The organism is Nitrosovibrio tenuis (assembly GCF_900109785.1).
Lineage (GTDB): Bacteria > Pseudomonadota > Gammaproteobacteria > Burkholderiales > Nitrosomonadaceae > Nitrosospira > Nitrosospira tenuis_A.
Genome location: NZ_FOBH01000003.1, coordinates 80,125 through 101,955 on the forward strand (window position 1 = coordinate 80,125; position 21,831 = coordinate 101,955).

14 protein-coding genes and 1 other RNA gene are annotated in these 21,831 nt (G+C 53.3%); 12 read left to right on the forward strand and 3 right to left on the reverse strand.

The window, feature by feature from the left end; all coding sequences use genetic code 11:
- Positions 1-13: 13 nt before the first annotated feature.
- From BMX00_RS05170 to gyrA, 3 genes are all read right to left on the reverse strand, one after another.
- On the reverse strand, positions 14-1,213 hold the full coding sequence (locus BMX00_RS05170) for a phosphoglycerate dehydrogenase (RefSeq protein ID WP_090827886.1): 1,200 nt from the start codon (positions 1,211-1,213) through the stop codon (positions 14-16).
- Positions 1,206-2,300, reverse strand: coding sequence for a 3-phosphoserine/phosphohydroxythreonine transaminase (gene serC, locus BMX00_RS05175; RefSeq protein ID WP_090827888.1), 1,095 nt, complete (start codon positions 2,298-2,300; stop codon positions 1,206-1,208). The genes BMX00_RS05170 and serC overlap by 8 nt, the downstream gene beginning before the upstream one ends.
- A gap of 123 nt (positions 2,301-2,423) precedes the next feature.
- Complete coding sequence (gyrA, locus tag BMX00_RS05180) at positions 2,424-4,997, reverse strand: DNA gyrase subunit A (protein ID WP_090827890.1); 2,574 nt, start codon at positions 4,995-4,997, stop codon at positions 2,424-2,426.
- Between the two features lie 312 nt (positions 4,998-5,309).
- Between gyrA and BMX00_RS05185 the strand changes: the two genes are divergently transcribed.
- From BMX00_RS05185 to BMX00_RS05240, 12 genes are all read left to right on the forward strand, one after another.
- Positions 5,310-5,984: an OmpA family protein gene (locus tag BMX00_RS05185; RefSeq protein WP_090827892.1), complete on the forward strand. Its 675-nt coding sequence runs from the start codon at positions 5,310-5,312 to the stop codon at positions 5,982-5,984.
- Between the two features lie 67 nt (positions 5,985-6,051).
- A complete protein-coding gene (locus BMX00_RS05190; RefSeq protein WP_090827894.1) occupies positions 6,052-7,404 on the forward strand; it encodes a TRZ/ATZ family hydrolase in 1,353 nt (450 codons plus the stop codon).
- Positions 7,405-7,408: 4 nt separating this feature from the next.
- On the forward strand, positions 7,409-8,113 hold the full coding sequence (gene ubiG / locus BMX00_RS05195) for a bifunctional 2-polyprenyl-6-hydroxyphenol methylase/3-demethylubiquinol 3-O-methyltransferase UbiG (RefSeq protein ID WP_090827896.1): 705 nt from the start codon (positions 7,409-7,411) through the stop codon (positions 8,111-8,113).
- 141 nt (positions 8,114-8,254) lie between these two features.
- On the forward strand, positions 8,255-8,902 hold the full coding sequence (locus BMX00_RS05200; RefSeq protein WP_090827898.1) for an HAD-IA family hydrolase: 648 nt from the start codon (positions 8,255-8,257) through the stop codon (positions 8,900-8,902).
- A gap of 226 nt (positions 8,903-9,128) precedes the next feature.
- Positions 9,129-9,490: a transfer-messenger RNA gene (ssrA, locus tag BMX00_RS05205) on the forward strand.
- Positions 9,491-9,653: 163 nt separating this feature from the next.
- The gene (locus BMX00_RS05210; protein ID WP_090827900.1) at positions 9,654-10,865 is read left to right on the forward strand and encodes a tyrosine-type recombinase/integrase; all 1,212 of its coding nucleotides are present in this window, start codon (positions 9,654-9,656) and stop codon (positions 10,863-10,865) included.
- An 8-nt stretch (positions 10,866-10,873) separates the two neighbouring features.
- On the forward strand, positions 10,874-11,491 hold the full coding sequence (locus tag BMX00_RS05215) for a hypothetical protein (RefSeq protein WP_090827902.1): 618 nt from the start codon (positions 10,874-10,876) through the stop codon (positions 11,489-11,491).
- Between the two features lie 144 nt (positions 11,492-11,635).
- Positions 11,636-11,887 (forward strand): helix-turn-helix transcriptional regulator, encoded by a 252-nt coding sequence (locus BMX00_RS05220; protein WP_090827904.1) that lies wholly within the window; start codon positions 11,636-11,638, stop codon positions 11,885-11,887.
- Between the two features lie 10 nt (positions 11,888-11,897).
- Entirely contained in the window at positions 11,898-13,664 is a 1,767-nt protein-coding gene (locus BMX00_RS05225) for a DUF927 domain-containing protein (protein ID WP_090827906.1), read from the forward strand.
- A 670-nt stretch (positions 13,665-14,334) separates the two neighbouring features.
- The gene (locus BMX00_RS05230; RefSeq protein ID WP_090828204.1) at positions 14,335-16,329 is read left to right on the forward strand and encodes a site-specific DNA-methyltransferase; all 1,995 of its coding nucleotides are present in this window, start codon (positions 14,335-14,337) and stop codon (positions 16,327-16,329) included.
- Positions 16,330-16,337: 8 nt separating this feature from the next.
- A complete protein-coding gene (locus BMX00_RS05235) occupies positions 16,338-19,127 on the forward strand; it encodes a restriction endonuclease (protein WP_090828205.1) in 2,790 nt (929 codons plus the stop codon).
- Positions 19,128-19,581: 454 nt separating this feature from the next.
- On the forward strand, positions 19,582-21,810 hold the full coding sequence (locus BMX00_RS05240) for a sensor domain-containing protein (protein WP_245727746.1): 2,229 nt from the start codon (positions 19,582-19,584) through the stop codon (positions 21,808-21,810).
- The last annotated feature ends 21 nt before the right edge of the window (positions 21,811-21,831 follow it).

The window sequence follows — 21,831 nt, forward strand, 5'->3', positions numbered from 1 at the left end:
CGCTAGCAGAGCGCTACCCAGCCGGTACGGGCAGGTAACGCACCATTAGTACACCCTTGATCGCAGCAATCTCATCCAGTGCTTCTTGCGGCACCGGACTGTCCACGTCGACCAGGGTGTAGGCCATTTCGCCGCGAGATTTATTCCCCATGTTATGGATATTGAGGCCGGCCTTGGCCATGCTAGTGGAGATTTGCCCCAGCATGTTGGGCACATTGGCATTGGCAACCGCCAGCCGATAAGGGGATTCGCGTTCCATTGTTATATTGGGGAAATTCACCGCATTGACGATGTTGCCGTTTTCCAGGTGATCTATCATCTGGTTGACCACCATTACCGCACAATTCTCTTCCGCTTCCAGCGTGGAAGCACCCAGGTGCGGCAGCGTAATCACCCCGGGGTGATGCTGTAATCTCTGGCTGGGAAAGTCGCAGACGTAGTATTTTATTTTGCCGGATTCGATTCCTTCGAGTACCGCATTCTCGTCAATGATGCCGTCACGGGAGAAATTGAGCAGGATCGCGTCCTTTTTCATATGCTGCACGCGTTCGTGATTAATCAGGCGGCGCGTTGTGTCCAGCAAAGGCACGTGCAATGTTACAAACTCGCTGTTGCGGAGCAGATCCTCGAGGCTTTCGGCCCGTTTTACCTCGGACGAGAGATTCCACGCTGCATCCACGGTTATATTCGGGTCATAACCCATGACTTTCATGCCGAGCCTGATTGCCGCATCGGCAACGAGCCGGCCTATCGCACCCAAGCCTATGATACCCAGGGTACGCCTGGGCAACTCAATACCGGCGAACTGCTTCTTGCCGTCTTCCGCCAGCTTGTTGAGGGCTGCGTCATCACCCTTTAAATTTTCAGTAAAGCGGATTGCCGGGATCAGATTGCGCGATGCCATCAGCAAGCCGGCCAGCACCAGCTCCTTCACCGCATTGGCATTTGCACCCGGTGCATTGAATACCGGGACGCCGCGCAGATTCATATCTTTCACCGGGACATTATTGGTACCGGCGCCCGCCCGGCCTATCGCCTTGACGCTGGAAGGAATATCCATTTGGAGCATATTGTGCGAACGCACCAGGATCGCATCGGGCTCGGTAACATCGTTGCCCACGATGTAGCGATTCGGTGCGAAAAGCTTCAGGCCCAATGGCGAAATCTGATTGAGCGTCTGTATCCTGAAGATTTTATGTGCGCGTTCAGGCATGGGTTCTCGCGAACTCTTTCATGAATTCCACCAGGACCTTTACCCCTTCGGGCGGCATGGCGTTATATATCGAGGCGCGCATTCCGCCCACCGAACGATGTCCTTTCAATTGAACCAGGCCCTGCTCTTTTGCCTGCTTCAAAAATTCTTCATCCAAACCGGTATCTTTTAGCGTGAAAGGTACATTCATGCGGGAGCGGTCTGCTTTGCCTACCGGACAATGATAAAAATCGGTTTTGTCCAGGAAGTCGTATAACAGATTGGCTTTGGCAATGTTGATGCGCTCCATCTCCGCCAACCCGCCCTTTTTTTTCAACCACTCGAGTACCAAACCGCAAATATACATCGGATAGGTCGGCGGTGTGTTATACATTGAGTCGTTATCAGCATGGGTCTTATAGTCAAACATGGTCGGGGTGCCGGGGACGGTTGTTCCCAGCAAGTCTTCCCTTACGATGACAATGCATAATCCCGCCGGGCCGACATTTTTTTGCGCTCCTGCATAAATCATCCCGAACCGGGCCACATCCAGCGGGCGCGACATGAAGCTGGAGGACATGTCCGCGACCAATGGCATTTCAACGCCCAGATGCGCCAAATCCGGCGTCCAGTTGAACTCTACCCCTCCAATCGTCTCATTGGGCGTGTAATGCAAATAGGCTGCTTCGCGATCGATATTCCAGACGTTCTGTGGGGGTACGTACGTGAAATTCGCGTCCTCGGATGAGGCCGCGATATGTACGGCGCAATATCTCTTGGCTTCTTTGATGGCTTTTTTGGACCATTCCCCAGTATTGATATAGTTCGCACTTTTTTTCCCGCGCAGCAGGTTCATCGGCACCATGGCAAACTGGCTGGAGGCACCACCCGATAGAAAAAGAACCTTATAATTATCCGGGATGCCCGCCAGTTCTCGCAGATCAGCTTCGGTCTTCGCCGCGATCGACATGAACTCCTTGCCGCGATGGCTCATTTCCATAACCGACATGCCGCTTCCATGCCAGTCGACCATCTCATCCCGCGCTTGTTGCAAAACCTCTGCCGGCAATACCGCTGGGCCCGCACTGAAGTTATAGATATGTTTCATGGAATTCCTTTATCTCACCCACCGCTTACCATCGTAATACTTCCGGCTTCAAAATGGGTTCCGACGGTTGCAAATGGTTCAAATGGCCCAAATGGTCCGGTAAGATATATTTATGAGAAACCCTTATTCGTTGGTCTCTGCCACCCGTTCCAGTCCATCGTCGGTCTCAACCACCCGTTCCAGTCCGGCAAGTTTCTCCCCCTCGTCCAGGTTGATCAGGATCACGCCCTGGGTGGCACGGCTCATTTCGCGAACTTCGTTGACGCGGGTGCGGATCAATACGCCTCCGGTAGTGATTAGCATGATTTCGTCATCCTCTCTCACCAGCTTCGCCGCCACGACCTTGCCGTTACGCTGGCTGGTCTTGATGGCGGTCATTCCCTGGCTGCCGCGGCCATGCCGCGTGTATTCGCCTATCGGAGTGCGCTTGCCATAGCCGTTTTCCGTCGCGGTTAAAACCGCTACTTCCTCCCGCTCAGCCACCAGCAGGGATATAACCTTTTGCCCTTTGCCCAGTTTCATTCCACGTACGCCGCGTGCGCCGCGCCCCATGGGACGCACATCATTTTCATCGAAACGGACTGCTTTTCCGCCATCGGAAAAAAGCATCACGTCGTGCTTGCCTTCGGTCAGCGCGACGCCGATCAGATAATCATCCTCATCAAGGCCTACGGCGATGATGCCAGTGGCGCGCGGACGGGAAAATTCCGACAAAGGGGTTTTTTTCACCGTGCCGAATGAGGTTGCCATAAATATATAGCGGTTTTCGTCGAATGCCTTGACTGGAAGTATGGCATTGATTTTTTCGCCTTGTTCCAGTTGAACCAGGTTGACGATCGGCTTGCCGCGCGAAGCGCGGCCTCCTTGCGGTATGGAATAAACCTTGATCCAGTACACCCGTCCGCGGCTTGAAAAGCACAGGATGTAGTCATGCGTATTAGCGATAAAGAGATTGTCGATGAAGTCGTCATCTTTGGTGCCGGTTGCCTGCTTGCCGCGTCCGCCGCGTTTTTGCGCTCGATAGTCATCCAGCGGTTGCGACTTGATATAGCCACCATGCGACAGTGTCACGACCACATCTTCCGGTGCGATCAAATCTTCCATACTCAAGTCCTGAGTATTGACGACGATTTCGCTGCGGCGTTTATCACCGAACTGTTGCTTCATGGCAACAAGTTCCTCGTTGATAATGACCGTGATACGTTCCGGCTTGGCCAGTATATCGAGAAGATCGGCTATCTTTTCCATGATCTCCTTATACTCGCCGACAATCTTGTCCTGCTCGAGCCCGGTCAGCCGTTGCAGGCGCAACTCCAGAATTGCCTGGGCTTGCGCGTCGGACAGATGATAACCATCTTTTGACAAACCGAACTCGGGCGCCAATCCCTCAGGACGGAACGCCTGTGTGTCAACCGAGGCGCGGACGAGCATTTCCTCCACCAGCTGGGAACGCCAAACCTTTGCCATCAAGGATTCTTTCGCTACCGCGGGCGTAGGCGCCGCCTTGATAAGCGCAATCACTTCATCCACGTTTGACAGCGCCACCGCCAAGCCTTCCAATACATGGCCGCGTTCCCGGGATTTTTTCAGCTCGAACACAGTTCGCCGGGTCACGACCTCGCGACGATGGCGCAGGAACGCGTCCAGCATTTGCTTCAGGTTCAACAGACGCGGCTGTCCGTCGAGCAGGGCCACCATATTCATGCCAAAGGTGTCCTGCATTTGCGTCTCTTTATATAAATTGTTCAGCACCACTTCAGCAACTTCGCCGCGCCGCAATTCGATTACCACGCGCATTCCGGATTTATCCGACTCATCGCGCAAGTCGGAAATGCCCTCGATTTTCTTGTCGCGTACCAATTCGCCGATACGGATCAAGAGGTTGGCCTTGTTCACCTGGTAGGGAAGCTCGTCAATGATGATGCTTTGGCGGCTGCCTTTCTCCATGTCCTCAAAGTGAGTGCGTGCGCGCATCACAACACGGCCGCGTCCGCTCCGATAACCCTCTCTTACTCCAGCGACGCCGTAGATAATGCCGGCGGTTGGAAAATCGGGCGCAGGAATGATCTCGATCAATTCTTCCACGCCGATTTCCGGGTTCTTCAGTATTGCCAGGCAGGCGTCCACCACTTCATTCAGATTATGTGGCGGTATATTGGTCGCCATGCCGACCGCGATGCCGGAAGAGCCATTAATGAGCAGGTTGGGAATTTTTGCGGGCAGAATCAATGGCTCTTTTTCTGAACCATCGTAATTCGGCCCGAAATCCACCGTTTCCTTATCAAGATCCGCCAACAGCTCATGCGAAATGCGCGACATGCGGATTTCGGTATAACGCATCGCTGCCGCGTTATCGCCGTCCACCGAGCCGAAATTGCCCTGGCCGTCCACCAGCATGTAGCGCAGCGAAAAGTTTTGCGCCATGCGTACGATGGTGTCATACACGGCATTGTCGCCGTGGGGATGATATTTGCCGATCACATCGCCAACGATACGCGCGGATTTCTTGTAGGGACGGTTCCAGTCGTTGGAAAGCTCATGCATGGCGAAAAGCACCCGGCGGTGTACCGGCTTCAAGCCATCGCGTACATCCGGTAGTGCCCGCCCTACAATTACGCTCATGGCGTAGTCGAGATAGGAACGGCGCATCTCCTCTTCGAGGCTGATGGGCAGGGTTTCTTTCGCGAATTGATCCATTATTTATTTTTCAATCTGGGACAAAGACTTATAGCCAAAATCCCGCCTCAGATGCCGGCACAGATGACAATATGTAAAACCGATGATTTTACCATGCCGGCTGTATTCAAGCCACTCTGGATATTCCAGTATTCATGCCGTCTGCAACAACATGATTTGACAAGGACAGCTATATAAATACATAATCGAAACGTGGGTGTGTAATAAATTGCCATTGACAAATAAAATGGTGCTTTTGTTATTTGCATGAATTTTCGCACGACTAGGGATGATTCAATCTGAATTGAAGTTTTTCTGAAAAAGGGGCATAGCATGAAAAATACGGTAATGAAAAAACTCTTGCTTGGAGCGGTTGTTTTGCCAGTGCTGTTTTCAGGGGTGGCAATGGCGGAGGAACAACCTGAAGGTTACGCAAGCGATGGCCGCGGCGGAGTGGCCAAAGATTCATCCGGTGACTGTTGGCGCACGGGCTATTGGACGCCTGCAATGGCAATATACGAATGCGATCCCGACCTGCTGCCCAAGCCCGAGAAAAAAGTCGAAGCTCCCGCTCCCGCTCCTGCTCCCGCTCCTGCTCCCGCTCCTACTGCGGAGCCTGAAAAAGTTTCGTTATCCGCTGATGAGCTGTTCGATTTCAATAAAGCCGACCTGAAGCCCGCCGGCAAGCAAGCGCTGGATGACCTTGTATCCCAGCTTAAGGGAGTCAAATACGACACGATCGTCGCCATCGGATATACCGATCGTATTGGCTCTGACGCCTACAACAAGAAGCTCTCCCTGCGCCGTGCTGAGTCTGTCAAGAACTACCTGGTGAAGGAGAAAGGCATAGATCCCGACCGCATCTTTACAGATGGTAAAGGTAAGGCCAATCCGGTAACGGGCGACACATGCAAAGGCACCAAGAAAACCAAGGCATTGATTGCATGCCTGGCGCCTGACCGTCGCGTTGAAGTGGAAGTATCCGGCACTCGGGAATCTTCATACTAATTCTGTTCAAGCAAAAAATTAAAACCCTGCCGTCGCGCAGGGTTTTTTTTTGCTAAGCTTTCGATACATGAACGATCCTGTAAAAATTGATACGTTACTGGAAGCGCGCTGGATCATTCCCGTCGAACCTGCTGGTCTGGTGTTGCGCAATCATGCCATCGCGATCGATCAAGGAATGATCCGGGCAATTATGCCCAGTACTGAAGCCCATGCGCGATTCTCGGCAAATGAACGGATCGTGCTGGGCAATCATGTCCTGATTCCGGGTCTCGTCAATCTGCACATTCACGCGGCCATGTCGCTGATGCGCGGTCTGGCAGACGATCTGCCCCTGATGGATTGGCTGAATAAATATATTTGGCCTGCTGAAACCAGGCACGTCGATTCAGGCTTTGTTTTTGATGGGACCCGGTTAGCGTGCGCAGAGATGCTCAAGGGTGGCATTACCACCTTTAACGACATGTATTTCTTTCCCGAGGCATCCGTCCGCGCAGTGCTGGAATCGGGCATGCGCGCCGCCATAGGCATGATCGCTATTGATCTCCCTACCGCTTACGCCAGCGATGCCGATGATTATTTGGCAAAAGGTCTGGCCCTGCGTGATGAATTCAATCCTCATTCCCTGCTGTCGTTCTGCTTCGCGCCACACGCTCCTTATACAGTCAGCGATAAATCATTAGCCAATGTACTTACATACGCCGAGCAGCTTGACCTGCCTATCCACATTCATCTGCACGAAACGGGCGATGAAATTGCAGATAGCCTGAAAGCAAGCGGCATGCGCCCGATAGAGCGTTTGCATAAGCTCGGGCTGCTCAGCCCCAATCTGATCGCGGTACATATGGCTCACCTGACCGGCGGTGAAATCGAACTGATGGCGCAGCAAGGTTGTTCGGTAGCACATTGTCCTTCGTCCAACCTGAAACTTGCGAGCGGACTGGCACCGGTGGTTTCCCTGCTGAGTGCAGGCGTTAATGTCGGCTTGGGTACGGATGGGGCCGCCAGCAATAATCGCCTTGATATGTTCGAGGAAATGCGTTTTGCCGCGTTGCTCGCAAAAGGCCAGAGTGGCAGAGCGCATGCATTGCCGGCATGGCAGGCACTGCAAATGGCAACGCTCAACGGCGCCAGAGCGCTGGGTCTGGGCGCGCTCACCGGCTCCCTGGTTCCGGGCAAGACGGCCGACATCACCGCTGTGGATTTTTCCAGCCTTGAACTGGCGCCTTGCTACGATCCGATTTCCCACCTCGTCTATGTCGCCGGACGCGAACACGTGAGCCACGTTTGGGTAAATGGTAGAATGCTTCTGGATAACGGGGAACTCACCACCCTGGATGAGCGGGAGCTATTGCACGGGGCGCAACGCTGGCAGGAAAGGATGACGCCGAATGAAGGACAAGAAACGAAGGTAATTGAGTAATAAAATGGAAAAAAAGAGCGTGAATGTCGATCTGCTGGAATTGGATAAGTTCAATCAGTTGGCTCACCGCTGGTGGGACCCCAGCAGTGAATTCAAGCCCTTGCATGAAATCAATCCGTTGCGTCTGGACTATATTGACCGGTTTGCCAGCCTGGCGGGAAAGGCGGTGCTGGACGTGGGCTGTGGCGGCGGCATTTTATCGGAAAGCATGGCGGGGCGCGGCGCGCATGTCACGGGGATCGACCTTGGCGACAAGGCCTTGAAGGTGGCGAAACTGCATCTCCTGGAAAGCGGCAAGCGGGTAACGTATCGCAAGATTGCGGTGGAAGATCTGGCCAAGGAACAACCCCATCATTATGATGTCGTGACTTGCATGGAAATGTTGGAGCACGTACCCGATCCGTCGAGTACCGTCAGGGCTTGCGCTAAACTCGCCAAGCCCGGCGGCTGGGTATTTTTCTCGACCATCAATCGCAACCCGAAATCGTATTTGTTCGCGGTGATAGGCGCCGAGTATGTGCTGGGTCTTCTGCCGAAAGGCACCCATGACTATGCGAAGTTCATCAAGCCCTCCGAACTCGCGCGCATGGCGCGGGACGCCGATCTTGCCGTGCATGAGATCATCGGCATGACTTACAACCCCATCACCAAGGTTTATGCGCTAGAGCCTGACTCGGACGTGAACTACATCATGGCCTTCCGTGCTTGAGCCATTGCCGGGCGCCGCAGGCCCGGTCGTTGCTCAGTCATGACCTGGTTTTCGACTCGGTCGCGACTCAGTCTCAGTCTCAGCTCGGTTTCTATTATTTAGCACTTCCAACCGATTCAGATTCCCCTCAGTTACCTTGCCATGATAAAGGCAGTTCTTTTCGATCTCGACGGAACACTCGCCAATACAGCTCCCGATCTCGGTCACGCCCTCAACCGGCAGCGCATTGCGCGCGGACTCGCTGCCTTGCCGATCGAGCTTATCCGCACCGAAGCATCGGCCGGCGCGCGCGGCCTGCTCGGCCTCGGGTTCAACATCAAACCGGGCGATGCCGGGTATGACGCAATGCGCGTTGAATTCCTCGATTTCTATGCGGAACACCTATGCCGCGAGACATGCCTTTTTTCAGGCGTGGCGGAATTGCTCGATCAGCTTGATGCTCGCGGCCTTCCCTGGGGGATCGTTACCAATAAACCCGCCCGTTTTACCATACCCCTGATGCAGGAGCTGGGCCTGAGCCGCCGTGCCGCGTGCATTGTCAGCGGTGGCGACACAGCCCATTCCAAGCCTCATCCCGAGCCACTGCTGGCCGCGACCGGCGCGATGGCTGTCGCGCCCGCAGAGTGCATCTACCTGGGCGATGACATACGCGACGTCCAGGCCAGTCTGGCTGCCGGTATGGAACCAGTCATCGCCAGATATGGCTACCTGGGAAGCGCAAGCCCCCCCGAATCCTGGGGTGCCAGATATCTCATAGACCAGCCGCAAGAACTGCTCGGCTACCTCTAGTTTCTGTTATAGTGGGCTGGGTACTGGCTGGAGCGGGTAGGTGGGTGGAGTGGAGCGCAACCCACCGATATGTCATTGATGCTGAGCGAAGATCGTGACAATATCCGCGCTTGCCGGCCTTTTATCCATGTGCTGTGAAAGAGCGAAAAGAGGCTTTACCAAGCTCTTACAGGGAATTGAACTCTTCCGATTCAATACCATCTAAATAGCTGTAATACAGAATGCCGGGGGCGACCTGGCTTCGACGTGGGTTGCAAAGCAGAGCAGGGCATACCGAGGACCAGTTACCTCGTAAATACATCTGGAAAACCATAGTCGCAAACGACGAACGTTACGCTCTAGCCGCTTAAATCCGGCTGGACTCCGCACCGGTGGGCCTCAACGCCGGGTTTGGCAACAGACAGCGGAGCCATTAACGAGGATCGCGCTCCATAGGGTTACTTTATAGAGCGTTAAACAATAGGTGACTCGCCTGTCATCAGCCCGCCGGTTGGCGGATGCCGGGTTAAATCAAATAACATGGCTAAGTATGTAGAACTGCCTGTAGAGGACTTGCGGACGCGGGTTCGATTCCCGCCGCCTCCACCAATTAAACGTTTAACAACGTCCTAAGAAATCCAAGAAACCCGCATGAATAAACGCTTGCGGGTTTTTTGTTGTCCAAACACGTCCAAACTCGGCTGTTGCAATCCGACGGTAACTGACGGTAAACTTGACGGTAATCGACTTACCGGCAAATGGAGTTACCGTCATGGCCCTCACCGACACAGCCATTCGCAGTACCAAGCCCTCGGAAAAACCCATCAAGCTAACTGACGAGCGCGGGCTTTATCTGTTGCTCAAGCCGAACGGCTCGCGCTGGTGGCGGTTTGATTACCGCTATGGCGGCAAACGCAAAACCCTCTCGATGGGCGTCTATCCAGATGTAGGCTTGAAGGAAGCCCGCAACCGGCGTGATGAAGCACGCAAGCTGCTTGCGTCAGGCGCCGATCCTGGCGCAAATCGTAAAGCGGTCAGAGCCGCCAAGATGGAACAAGCAGCAAACAGTTTCGAAGTTATCACGCGGGAGTGGTACGCCAAGTATTCCGTAACGTGGAATGCCAGCCATGGAGAACGCATTATTCGCCGTTTTGAGCGCGACATATTCCCTTGGATAGGCAGCAAACCCATTGCAGAGTTAGCTGCACCCGAATTGCTGGCAGCGGTACGCCGGATAGAGAGTCGGGGTGCATTGGAAACTGCGCACCGCGCACTCGGTAACTGTGGGCAAGTATTCCGCTATGCAATCGCAACCGGGCGTGCCACAAGGGATATTTCCGCTGATCTAAGGGGCGCTCTTCCTCCTGTGAAAGGCGAGCATTTTGCGGCGATTACCGAACCCAAGCTGGTAGGGGCATTACTTCGGGCAATGGATGGCTATACAGGCTCGCAGATCGTGCGGTGCGCATTGCGCCTTGCCCCGCTCGTATTCGTGCGCCCTGGCGAGTTACGCAAAGCCGAATGGAAAGACATAGACATGGATGGGGCGGAGTGGCGTTATACGGTCACCAAGACCAATACGCCCCACATTGTTCCGCTTTCACGGCAAGCAGTGGAAATACTCACGGAACTGCAAGCACTCACCGGTAGAGGGCGCTTCGTCTTTCCCGGTGCGCGTACCAATGGCCGACCCATGAGCGACAATGCAATCCTCGCCGCTATGCGGCGCATGGGCATAGACAAGGAAGAAATGAGCGGTCACGGCTTCCGCGCGATGGCGCGAACCATCCTGGATGAAGTGCTGGGTTTTCGTCCCGATTTTATCGAACACCAATTAGCCCATGCTGTAAAAGACCCTAATGGACGTGCCTATAATCGCACGGCCCACCTTGGAGAACGCCGCAAGATGATGCAACAATGGGCTGATTATCTGGATAAGCTGAAAGCCGGTGCGGAGATCATTCCCTTGAGTAACGTGGCTTAAAGCAAACCATGAGCGACGATAACGCCCCTAATCTTTTTTCAGCCGAACAAGACCCTTGGGCGCTGCGCAAGCCTAATTGGGACATGTGGAAATCGGTTAAACAAGCAAGACTTTGGCACGCTGTTGCACTGGCTTGCGATCTTGATCCGGGCAACTTCCAGCTTTTCCATAATCCTCAGCTCGCGAAGCTGTTAAAGGAACCTCCAAGGCAATTTGACGACTTGCTTGTCATGGCTAAAGGCAGCATTGGAGCAAACGGTATTTTGAAACTAATTTCTCGAAGCAATGAAGGGTTGGAAGAAAGCGAGGTCAAGCTTTCGAACTTTGCCACTTGGCTTAAAAGCGTACAGCACAAACCTCCTGCACAATTCTCCTGGCTGCCCGAACCCGTCACTCTCAGTAACATGGATTGGCCGTGGGGCAGGCATGAAACCGATCTACTGCGGAAGCTCGCCGCTGCCGCACAGCGTTTCTGGAGTAACTACGATCCCACCGAGCCAAGTACAGCTCCTACTAATCAGCACGTCATTGACTGGTTAAAAGAGCAAGAGGTATCTGCACGCACAGCTGAAGTCATGGCAACCATTCTTCGTGCTGACCGTTTGCCGCCCGGCCCGCGTAAATAGTTCACCGCACCCATCTGCGCCAATACTGGCGCGAGATTCCACGTAATCCGCACCTAATCCCCGCGCCCCTCCGCGCGTATTAACGTACTTCCTTATGCTATTTAATTGCCAACCATGCTCAACAACATTTAAAGAGGTACAAACATGGTTCAAGCAATCCTACGGCTTCCCGCCGTCAAGGCCGAATCTGGCGCTTCGCGCTCAACAATTTATCTTCGCATCCAGCAAGGACTTTGGCCCAAGCCTGTAAGACTTGGCCCACGCTCGGTGGGTTGGCCCGCTAGCGAAGTTGCCGCTATCAATACTGCCCGTATTGCAGGGATGACTGATCAGGAAATCCGCACCTTGGTAATCAAGCTGGAAGCTGCTCGCAAAGCTGCTGCTAGTGCGTTTTGAGGGGATAACAATGCAAAACACCAGTAGAGCGCAAGTCACTGTGCTAACACCCCGGCAGAACTCAGCTAATCCGCCCATAGCCTCATGCCGCTATGGTGGCGGGCGGTTCGAACTGTCGGAAATGGGTGTGTACTTCCTTGGTAAGGACAAGGACGGCAACGAGCAATCGCCACAATGGGTTTGCACACCTTTACACGTCATCGCCAAAACCAGGGACGAGAAGAACGGGGAATGGGGGCGGCTACTGGAATGGCAGGATGATGACAATCACATCCATCAATGGCCGATGCCGCTTGAACTCTTGGAAGGAGATGGCTCTGAGGTGAGGCGCGAGCTTGCCCGTCTTGGGCTGCATATCTCGCCTAATCAGTCAGCACGTGGCCTGCTGGCTGCATACATCAAGCTATGGTCAGTAGAGGCCAGAGCGCGTTGTGTAGATCGTTTGGGCTGGCACGGCAATATTTTTGTTACTCCTAGCGGTTCGATTGGCGACGCTGAAGAACTTGTCGTGTTTCAAAACTCACATGCGATTGAGCCCGCTTATATCGAGTCAGGCACGGCAGATGAATGGCGAGATTCTGTCGCAGCTTTGGCGGCAGGAAACACGCGGCTGGTATTTGCTCTTTCTGTAGCTTTTGCTGGCGCATTGGCTGAAGTTGCAGGTGAAGACTCCGGCGGTTTTCATTTGCGCGGCGCTTCATCTTGTGGCAAATCCACTGCATTGAAGCTGGCTGCTTCCGTATGGGGCAATCCCTCAACTTATGTGCGCCTATGGCGCGGGACAGTCAATGGATTAGAAGCATTAGCAACGCTGCACAACGACAGTTTGCTGATTCTGGATGAGATCGGGCAGATAGACCCGAATGATGCCGGAGAGGCGGCATACCTTCTGGCAAATGGTCAAGGCAAGGCAAGGGCGTCACGCAATGGACTTGCCCGTTCAGCCCAACGCTGGCGGCTGCTGTTCCTGAGCGCAGGCGAAGCATCCCTTTCCGCTGTCATGGCGCAAGCAGGCAAGCAATCAACTGCCGGACAGGAAATCCGCCTTGCCGACGTAGAAGCCGATGCTGGCGCGGGTATGGGAATATTTGAGACGTTGCATGGACATCCCAACGCCGCTTCACTGGCGTTAGCAATCAAGGAAGCTTCTGCTAAGTATCATGGCGCTACGGGCAAGGAATGGTTGCGTTACCTCGTAGCGAATCATGCGAGCCTTGTAAGCCTCCTCGAAGAGGAAATCAAGCGATTCGTAACTGCGGTAGTACCGGCGAATGCGGCAGGGCAAGTAGGGCGGGTGGCCCGGCGCTTTGCACTGGTTGCCATAGCAGGTGAACTTGCGACTCACTCTAACTTGACCGGCTGGCTGGAAGGTGAGGCTACTCAGGCGGCCCGCAAGTGCTTTACCGCCTGGATGGAAGCCTTTGGCGGGTGTGGCAACCGCGAAGAACGCGCGATACTTGCCCAGGTTCGCGGTTTCTTCGAGATACACGGCGCAAGCCGCTTTGAAGATATAGGCGCGACAATCGACCTGCGTATTCATAAACGAGCAGGCTTTTACCGGAACGGGACAAATGAGGGGCGCGAATTTTTGGTATTGCCTGAAACATTTTGCAATGAAATATGCCAAGGCTTTGACGAAAAGACCGTCAAGAAAACTCTGATACAAGCGGGATTGTTGCTTCCCGGTAAGGACAAGAAGCCCTCACAGGTTGTACGACTCCCCGGATTGGGTTCATCCAGAGTCTATGTTATCCGGTACCGGGATGGGGAGGAGTAAGCGCATTATCGATGTAACGACGGTAACACGGTAACATCCAATATGGGTTAAGTTCTTCGCGTAACTCCGATGTTACCGGGCTGTGCCCGCCGGTAACACATCTACCGTTACAGGAAATCTCCGCTGCATCGTATTCCCGTTACCGTTACAGGAAGTCGCCGCTGTATCGTATTCCTGTTACCGTTACAGAGAATCGTGACGCATTGCGACCCTGTTACTGTTACTCTTACAGTAACAGTAAACCTTCCGCAACAGCCTATGCAGTTCAACTCTGTCTACTGCACGAGCACAGTCAAGCTAATATTGTTACCGCCATTACCGAGAATACTTCATATCGGTAACACTTAGCGGTAACGCGAAGGGCCGCATGGATTGAGCGATCCCCGCAAGCACATCAACTGTAACCGCTGTTACCGATCAATCGGGGACTACTGGAGGTCAGTCAGCTTTCGTCACATTTTTGCATATGGTGACGGTCTACTCCCGACACATTTCTGCCTGTAGCGACAATCCCAAATCGACATATTCTGTTGACCCCCCGCTCTAGTTTGAAGGCGAATTTGCATCAATACAGCCATGTTGATTGAGGGCGATTACAATACACGTAAACCGTAACATTACGGGGGCAATCGCAAATGGAAATAATGGAGCTAATCTCGTAACCGAAATCATGACCGATCCGACAAACAACACCAAAGAAACTGTTCTATCGCCAAACCCAGTGTTTGATCGCCGCGCACAACTGGCTGCGCTTATTCCCGAAGCATTTTCTGAGGGGACGCTGGATATTGCCGCGCTCAAACGTGCATTGGGCGGGGAAGCCATCATCGAAGGTGGCGAGCGTTACGCGCTCACTTGGGCGGGTAAGGCCAACGCCTATAAGGTGCTGCAATCCCCATCAACGGCTACGCTCCGACCGCAACGTGACTTGTCAGTGAATTTTGACGATGCACCGCATGTCTTCATTGAGGGCGAAAATCTGGAAGTACTCAAAGTGTTGCAGAAAGCCTATTTCGGCAAGGTTAAGCTGATCTATATCGATCCACCGTATAACACCGGCTCAGATAGTTTCATCTACCCCGACCGTTTTCTCGAAAGCAAAGAAGACTACCTGCGCCGCATTAATGACTTGGCGGACGACGGTACGCTGATGCGCGAAGGATTCTTCCGCAAGAACAGCAAGGAAAACGGCCATTATCATAGCAACTGGTTGTCGATGATGCTACCTCGCCTGTACATCGCGCGTAACCTGCTGAGCGCGGATGGGGTGATCTTCGTGTCCTGTGATGACAACGAGATGCACAATCTGCGGTTGTTGATGAACGAGGTGTTCGGCGAAGAACATTTTGTTTCCCAGCTCGTTATTATCAACAATCTCAAGGGTAGAAACGACAAGAAAAACGTTGCAACTTGCCACGAGTACATGCTTGTCTTTTCGCGCAATGGATTCGAATCGTACGGGCTGCCGCTCACTCAAGAGCAACTCAAGAACTACAAGTACACAGACGCACGCGGTAAGAAATACGCCTTGCGCGACCTTCGGAAGCGCGGTTCTCAGGACCAGCGGAAGGATAGGCCGAAGATGTTCTTCCCGATCTTGTACAACGAAAGCACGAAAAAACTCTCATTGACGCGGCAGTCTCCAGATGATGTAGAGATTCTGCCGAAGCGCGGGGATGGTAGTGATGGTCGTTGGCGTTGGGGTAAGGACTCGGTTCTAAAAAACCTGGGTATCTTAGAGGCGAGATATTCGGAATCAAAACGCCGGTGGGATGTGGACTATCGGATCTATCTTGAACCAGATGCAGCTGAGACAGAAATCGATGAAGAAGAAGACGATGATGACGAACTCTATGAGCGTACATCAAAGTCCAAGTCCTTTTGGAGAGGCGGTGAGATTTCCACAGACGTAGGTAAGCGCGAATTCAAGGAACTATTTCAAGGTGGATTCTTTGACTATCCGAAGTCTCCGTTTTTGATGCGGCGCATTATCCAGATGACCACACGTGGAAACGATTTGATCCTGGACTTCTTTGCGGGAACTGGAACTATGGCACAAGCGGTCTTGGATATAAATCAGACAGAAGGGACTGCCCGTCGATTTGTTTGCGTCCAATTGCCAGAACTAATTGAACCCGAGAGTGACGCGGGGAAAGCCGGTTTTGGCACCCTCGCAGAAGTATGCCGGGAGCGGATTAAGCGGAGCATTAGGCACGTAGAGACTGCTGCTGACCTTGCCACCCCCTCTACGGCGAACCTCGGTTTCAAGTCCTTCCTTCTTACTCCCTCTAATTTCAAACAATGGCGTGGTGACGGAATCGACTCAGCCGAGCAACTGGCCGAGCAGATGCAGGTGTTCGTCCAGACCGAGAAAGATGGCGCAGCGGTGGAGCACCTGCTCTACGAGCTGCTGCTGAAGTGCGGCCAGGAGCTAACCACGCCTGTAGAAACGCTAGATATGGCCGGTGGGCAGGTGTTCGCCATCCGTCAGCGCAATATGCTGTTCGTGTTGGCATCCTTCACTGAGGCCATGATCCAGCCGCTGGTGGATTTGAAGCCGCGTGAGATCATTGCTATCGACGGTGTGTTCCAGGATTCGGACTCGTTGAAGAGCAATCTGGACTTACAGTGCCGCGACATGGGTATCAAGTTCACTTGCCTATAGGGGTGCAGATGAAGCTGCAATTCGATGCGAACCAGGACTACCAACTTGAAGCCATTCGGGCCGTGATTGCGCTGTTCGTGGGCCAGCCTGATGCCTCGCAGAACGACGTGCCAATGGTCGACGAGGGGCTGTCGAGCCTGAAGCTATCTGAGGCCGGCGTGGCGAATCAGCGCGTAATTACCGACGAACAGTGGTTAATCAACCTTCAAGCGGTGCAGAGGGCGCACGGCATCGATCAATCGGACGCGCTAGAGCAAATGGAGTTGGACGACGGCACACCGGTCGGCACCTTCCCCAACTTCACAATTGAAATGGAAACAGGCACCGGCAAGACGTACGTTTACCTGCGCACCATCCATGAGCTTTCTAAGACTTATGGCTTCAAAAAATTTGTGATCGTGGTGCCCTCGGTTGCTATCCGCGAGGGCGTCGTCAAAAGCCTCAAAATCACCAGAGAGCACTTCCAGACGCTCTACAACTATGAGCGTGTTGAGTTCACAGTATATGACTCGTCAAGGGTCAATCAACTACGCAACTTCGCGCTGTCGGACGCGATCCAGATTCTGGTGATCAACATCGATGCCTTTGCGAAAGATTCAACCGAGGTGAAGGGCAGCATGGATTTGGGGAAGGCAAAGAAAAAGGGCAAGGGCAACGTCATCAATCAGGTACGCGAGACAGGCGTGAAGCCCATCGAGTTCATCCAGGCGGCGCACCCCATCGTAATCTTGGATGAGCCGCAGAATCTGGAGACGGATAACCGCAAACAGGCCATCGCCCGGCTGATTCCCACGTGCACGCTACGCTATTCAGCCACGCACCGCAACGCCTACAACCTAATCTATTCTCTGGACCCGGTGCGGGCCTATGAGATGGGACTGGTGAAGCAGATCGGCGTGGATTCAGTAATCGAGCTGAAGGATGCTAACCAAGCTTTTGTCGAGGTGCAAGAGTTCAGAACGGCGGCACGTTCCGTGAAGGCAAAGTTGTCCATCTGGGTCAATCAGGCGCAAGGCCCAGCAAAGAAAAGCGTGACGGTAAAGAACGGGGATGACCTCTACGTCCTGTCGAACCGACGCGAGATTTACCGGGATAGCTTTATTGTCAACGAGATCGACGCAGGTGAAGGCTTCGTGACTTTTGCCAATGATGTTCGGGTACGGGTGGGTAGCCCGCACGGCACACTGACAGATGCGATCTTGCGCTTGCAGATCGAGGCTACGGTCCGGCGCCACTTCGAGAAGGCACAAAAATTACACCCGCTAGGCGTCAAGGTGTTGTCAGTGTTCTTCATCGACCGGGTTGCGAATTACCGCGTGTATGGCGAGGACGGCAGCGCTGGCAAAGGTAAGTTTGGTCAGTGGTTCGAGGAAATCTACGAACAGTACCGCACTAAGGACGATTTCGACGGCCTGTTCACGTTTGATGCTGCGAAGGTTCACAACGGCTACTTCTCGCAGGATAGGCGAGCCGTGTCGCCCTTCGAAACCGTCACAGGTAAGACCAATGCCGATGCCGAGGCCAGCACCTTCGAGTTGATTATGCGCGATAAAGAGCGACTATTGGACCTTGCCGAGCCGTTGGCTTTCATCTTCAGCCATTCCGCACTACGCGAGGGCTGGGATAATCCGAACGTATTCCAGATTTGCACGCTAGCCGAGTCCAGCTCAGATATCAAAAAGCGGCAGGAGATTGGCCGCGGCCTGCGCCTGTGCGTGAACAAGAACGGCGAGCGCGTGCGCGGTCGGGCTATCAACCGCCTGACGGTGATTGCGAATGAGAGCTACGAGGACTTTGCGAACCAGTTACAGACCGAGATGGTAGAGGCCGGGGTGAAGTTCAAGCGGGAGATGGTGCAGAACGAGCGTGATAAAGTGACGGTACGACTGAAGAAGGGATACGACGCCGACCATCCCGATAACCATTTCTTATCGCTATGGGAAAATATTCGAGCGCGTACACGCTACCGCGTCGAGTACAAGACGAGCGACCTGATTGCCAAGGCCGTCAGCCGGATTAAGGACACGATGCCGCCCATGGAGCGGCCCAAGGTGGCGCTGACACGAGCCGACATTGTCATCGGCCCGTCCGGTGTGGTGAGCAAGCAGACGGGATTCCGCACTCAGAACGTGGAAAACAAGTATGTTATGCCCGATTTCGTCGGGCAAGTACAGGGTAAGACGGGGCTAGCGAAGTCGACAGTCGCGCGTATTCTGCTCGATTCTGGACGACTGGAAGACGCGGTAAAAAACCCCCAAGCATTTGTGGATCGCGTGGCGGAACTGGTAAATGCCGTAAAGCGCGAATTTCTGGTGTACGGGGACGGTTCGGAGGGTAGTGGCGTCAAGTACGTAAAGCTGGCCAATGCGTTCTACGAGATGCGACACTTCGAGAACGACGACTTGATGGACGTGTTTGCATCCAACGTGCTGGCTGTCCAAAAGCAAGAGAAAACGCTGTTCTCCCACATTATCATCGACTCGAACTCTAGCCCGGAACGTCTGTTTGCGCAGGCCTGCGAGGACAACGACGACGTGCTGTTCTATATCAAGCTGCCGCGTTGGTTCCAAATTGAAACACCAGTAGGCTCATATAACCCTGATTGGGCGCTTACCTACCGCAATGACAAGACACTGTACTTCGTGGCTGAAACAAAGAAAACAAACGGTGACCACGTTCGGCTAGACCTGCTTCGCCCTATCGAAGATTTGCGGATAGAATGCGGCAAGCGTCACTTCAAAAATTTCGAAGAGGTACAGTTCAGGGTAGTCAGTTCTCTAATAGAACTGGTTAGTTGACGGCTATCACGAACACTCAATTTGGAGTGACTAGGCTCGCGGCTTCGGACTCGAACCCGAGCAACGCCTATAATGTGTCGGTAACTTTGACGGTAACTGAATATTCTCCAACTACAGTAATCCCGTATATACGGGCATTGCAGGGCATTATTCAATTGACGCCGCCCAATAAGAAACCACCTCAAGGTGGTTCTTGATTAGCAGTAGAAGGGATGATAACGTGTCATCTCAACCAAATCATACTGCTCCCTTGGGTTCACTCCGGTTTAGGATGACCCCAACATTCATATAAACAGTTGCCGCCACATATCCCTCGGCTTTTCTTGAAAGCTGCGGAGGATTTTTCAATTCGCGAGCCAAATCCTGCTGATGACAACCAAGCGCAATCTCCACTTAAATCGGCTGAGCTTTCGCTATCGGGATAAAGAGGAACAGGCGCAAGAGTGGGCGGGAAATGATGGATAAAAGTCGTGAAGAGGCATCGATGCGCTCCACTGCCATGCAGACTTCCAGCACCATCCTCGCGGCGGGGGAGCGTGCTGAAGGCGAACTCAACCAGGCAAAAAAGACGCTGGAGGAAAAAACGGCAGAGCTCGATCGTTCTTTGTCATTATTGCGGGCAACTATAGAGTCTACGGCCGACGGGCTTCTGGTTACGGACGAGAATGGCAAAGTACTTTGCTACAACCAGCTTTATCTGGACATGTGGCCAATCCCGGCCGAGCTCTTGGACCCAGCAAGCCATGAAGTACTCATGCAGTATTGTTCTACCCATTTAAAAAATGCTCAGCAGTACGTGTGGACAACGAAAAAAATTTATTCGGAATGGCCACCAGAGAGCTTTGATGTGCTCCAGTTTAATGATGGCCGCATTTTTGAACGATACACCAAGGCCAGTACTATAGGCAGCCGAAAGGTGGGCCGCGTCTGGAGCTTTAGAGATGTCACCGGGCGCAGGCAGGCGGAAACCTATAAGGCCAGGTTGGCGTCAATCGTGGAGTATTCGAACGATGCAATTATCAGCAAGGATCTCAACGGTATCATTACCGATTGGAATGCTGGCGCCGAAAGGCTTTTCGGGTATCGTGCAAGCGAAATCGTGGGTTGCTCCATATTCGGGTTGATTCCACCGGACCGGCTGGAAGAAGAAAGCAAAATCATGAGTCTTATCAAGCGTGGAATGCTCACAGAACATTTTGAGACCGTACGCTTGGGTAAGGGCAATAAGCCTATTGATGTTTCTCTTACAATTTCGCCAATAAAGGATGGTGCAGGCAATGTTATTGGCGCATCCAAAATAGCGCGCGACATTACGGAAGCCAAGGAGTCGCAAGCGCGCATGCAGCATCTGGCGCATTACGATTCACTCACCGGGCTGCCAAACCGCATCTTGCTTGCTGACCGTCTGAAAAGTGCAATCGCGGATGCTGCCCGGTATTCCCACCGTTTGGCATTGCTGTTCGTGGACCTGGATCGTTTCAAGCTGGTCAACGATTCACTCGGTCATGAAATTGGGGACCAGCTCCTTAAAAATGTCGCGAAGCGCATGCAATCCACTGTGCGTGCCACCGATACGATTAGCCGGGTGGGAGGTGACGAGTTTATTGTCTTGCTGAGCCAGGTCCCATCCGCAGAGGTTCCGGCGCGTATCGCCGAGAAGCTTATTAACGTGGTATCAAAGCCTTATAGAATAGAGGGGCATGAGCTGACGGTGACTGCAAGTGTCGGGATCAGTGTATACCCGGACGACGGGCGGGATGAAGGCAGCTTGATGCGCAATGCGGATGCGTCCATGTATTCCGCCAAAGAGGCCGGCCGCAACCGGTATCAGTTCCATTCCGAAGATATGACCTCTTCGGCAACCGATCGGCTTTCCCTGGAACGCGAACTGCGGGGTGCTATTGAGCGTGAGGAAATTTTTACCGTCTACCAGCCACAGATAGAGCTCACAACCGGGCAGGTTATCGGCGTGGAAGCGCTTATGCGTTGGCAACATCCCAGGCTCGGGCTGGTTTCTCCGGCAGATTTTATTCCTGTAGCCGAGGACAACGGGTTAATCCTATCTCTCGGGGAACGCATCATGCGCGATTCCTGCTTACAGGCGCGTCGGTGGTGTGACGACCATGGGGTTGGGAGCGTGGCGGTAAATGTCTCAGCCGTACAATTCCGTCAAAAAAACTTTACAGATGTTGTACTGAGCGTGGTCGCCGAGACCGGGCTTCGTCCCGAATGCCTGGAGCTCGAGGTGACAGAAAGCGTTGTAATGCGAGGGGTTGAATCAGCGGTGCACAAATTGCGAACACTTGGTGCACAGGGGATAAAAATAGCGATTGACGACTTCGGTACCGGCTATTCCAGCTTATCCTATTTGCGGCAATTTTCTGTTAACAGGTTGAAAATAGATAAGTCTTTTATCCATGACCTTCCGGATAAAGACGCCGAAGCTATCGTTTGCGCCATTGTAACGATGGGCCGCAGCCTCAGCTTGCGCGTGATTGCTGAAGGTGTGGAGACGGAAGCACAGGAAAAATTTCTTCAAAATGTCGAGTGCAATGAAAGCCAAGGTTATCTGTACGCAAAACCCATGGTGGCAAGTGAGCTTGAAGCATGGTTAACGCGCTGGAGTTCGCGCAAACAAAATGGAGGGTTATCTATTGTTCAGGACGGGAATAAAAAAACATGATCCTGTCACTGAATCTCGTCT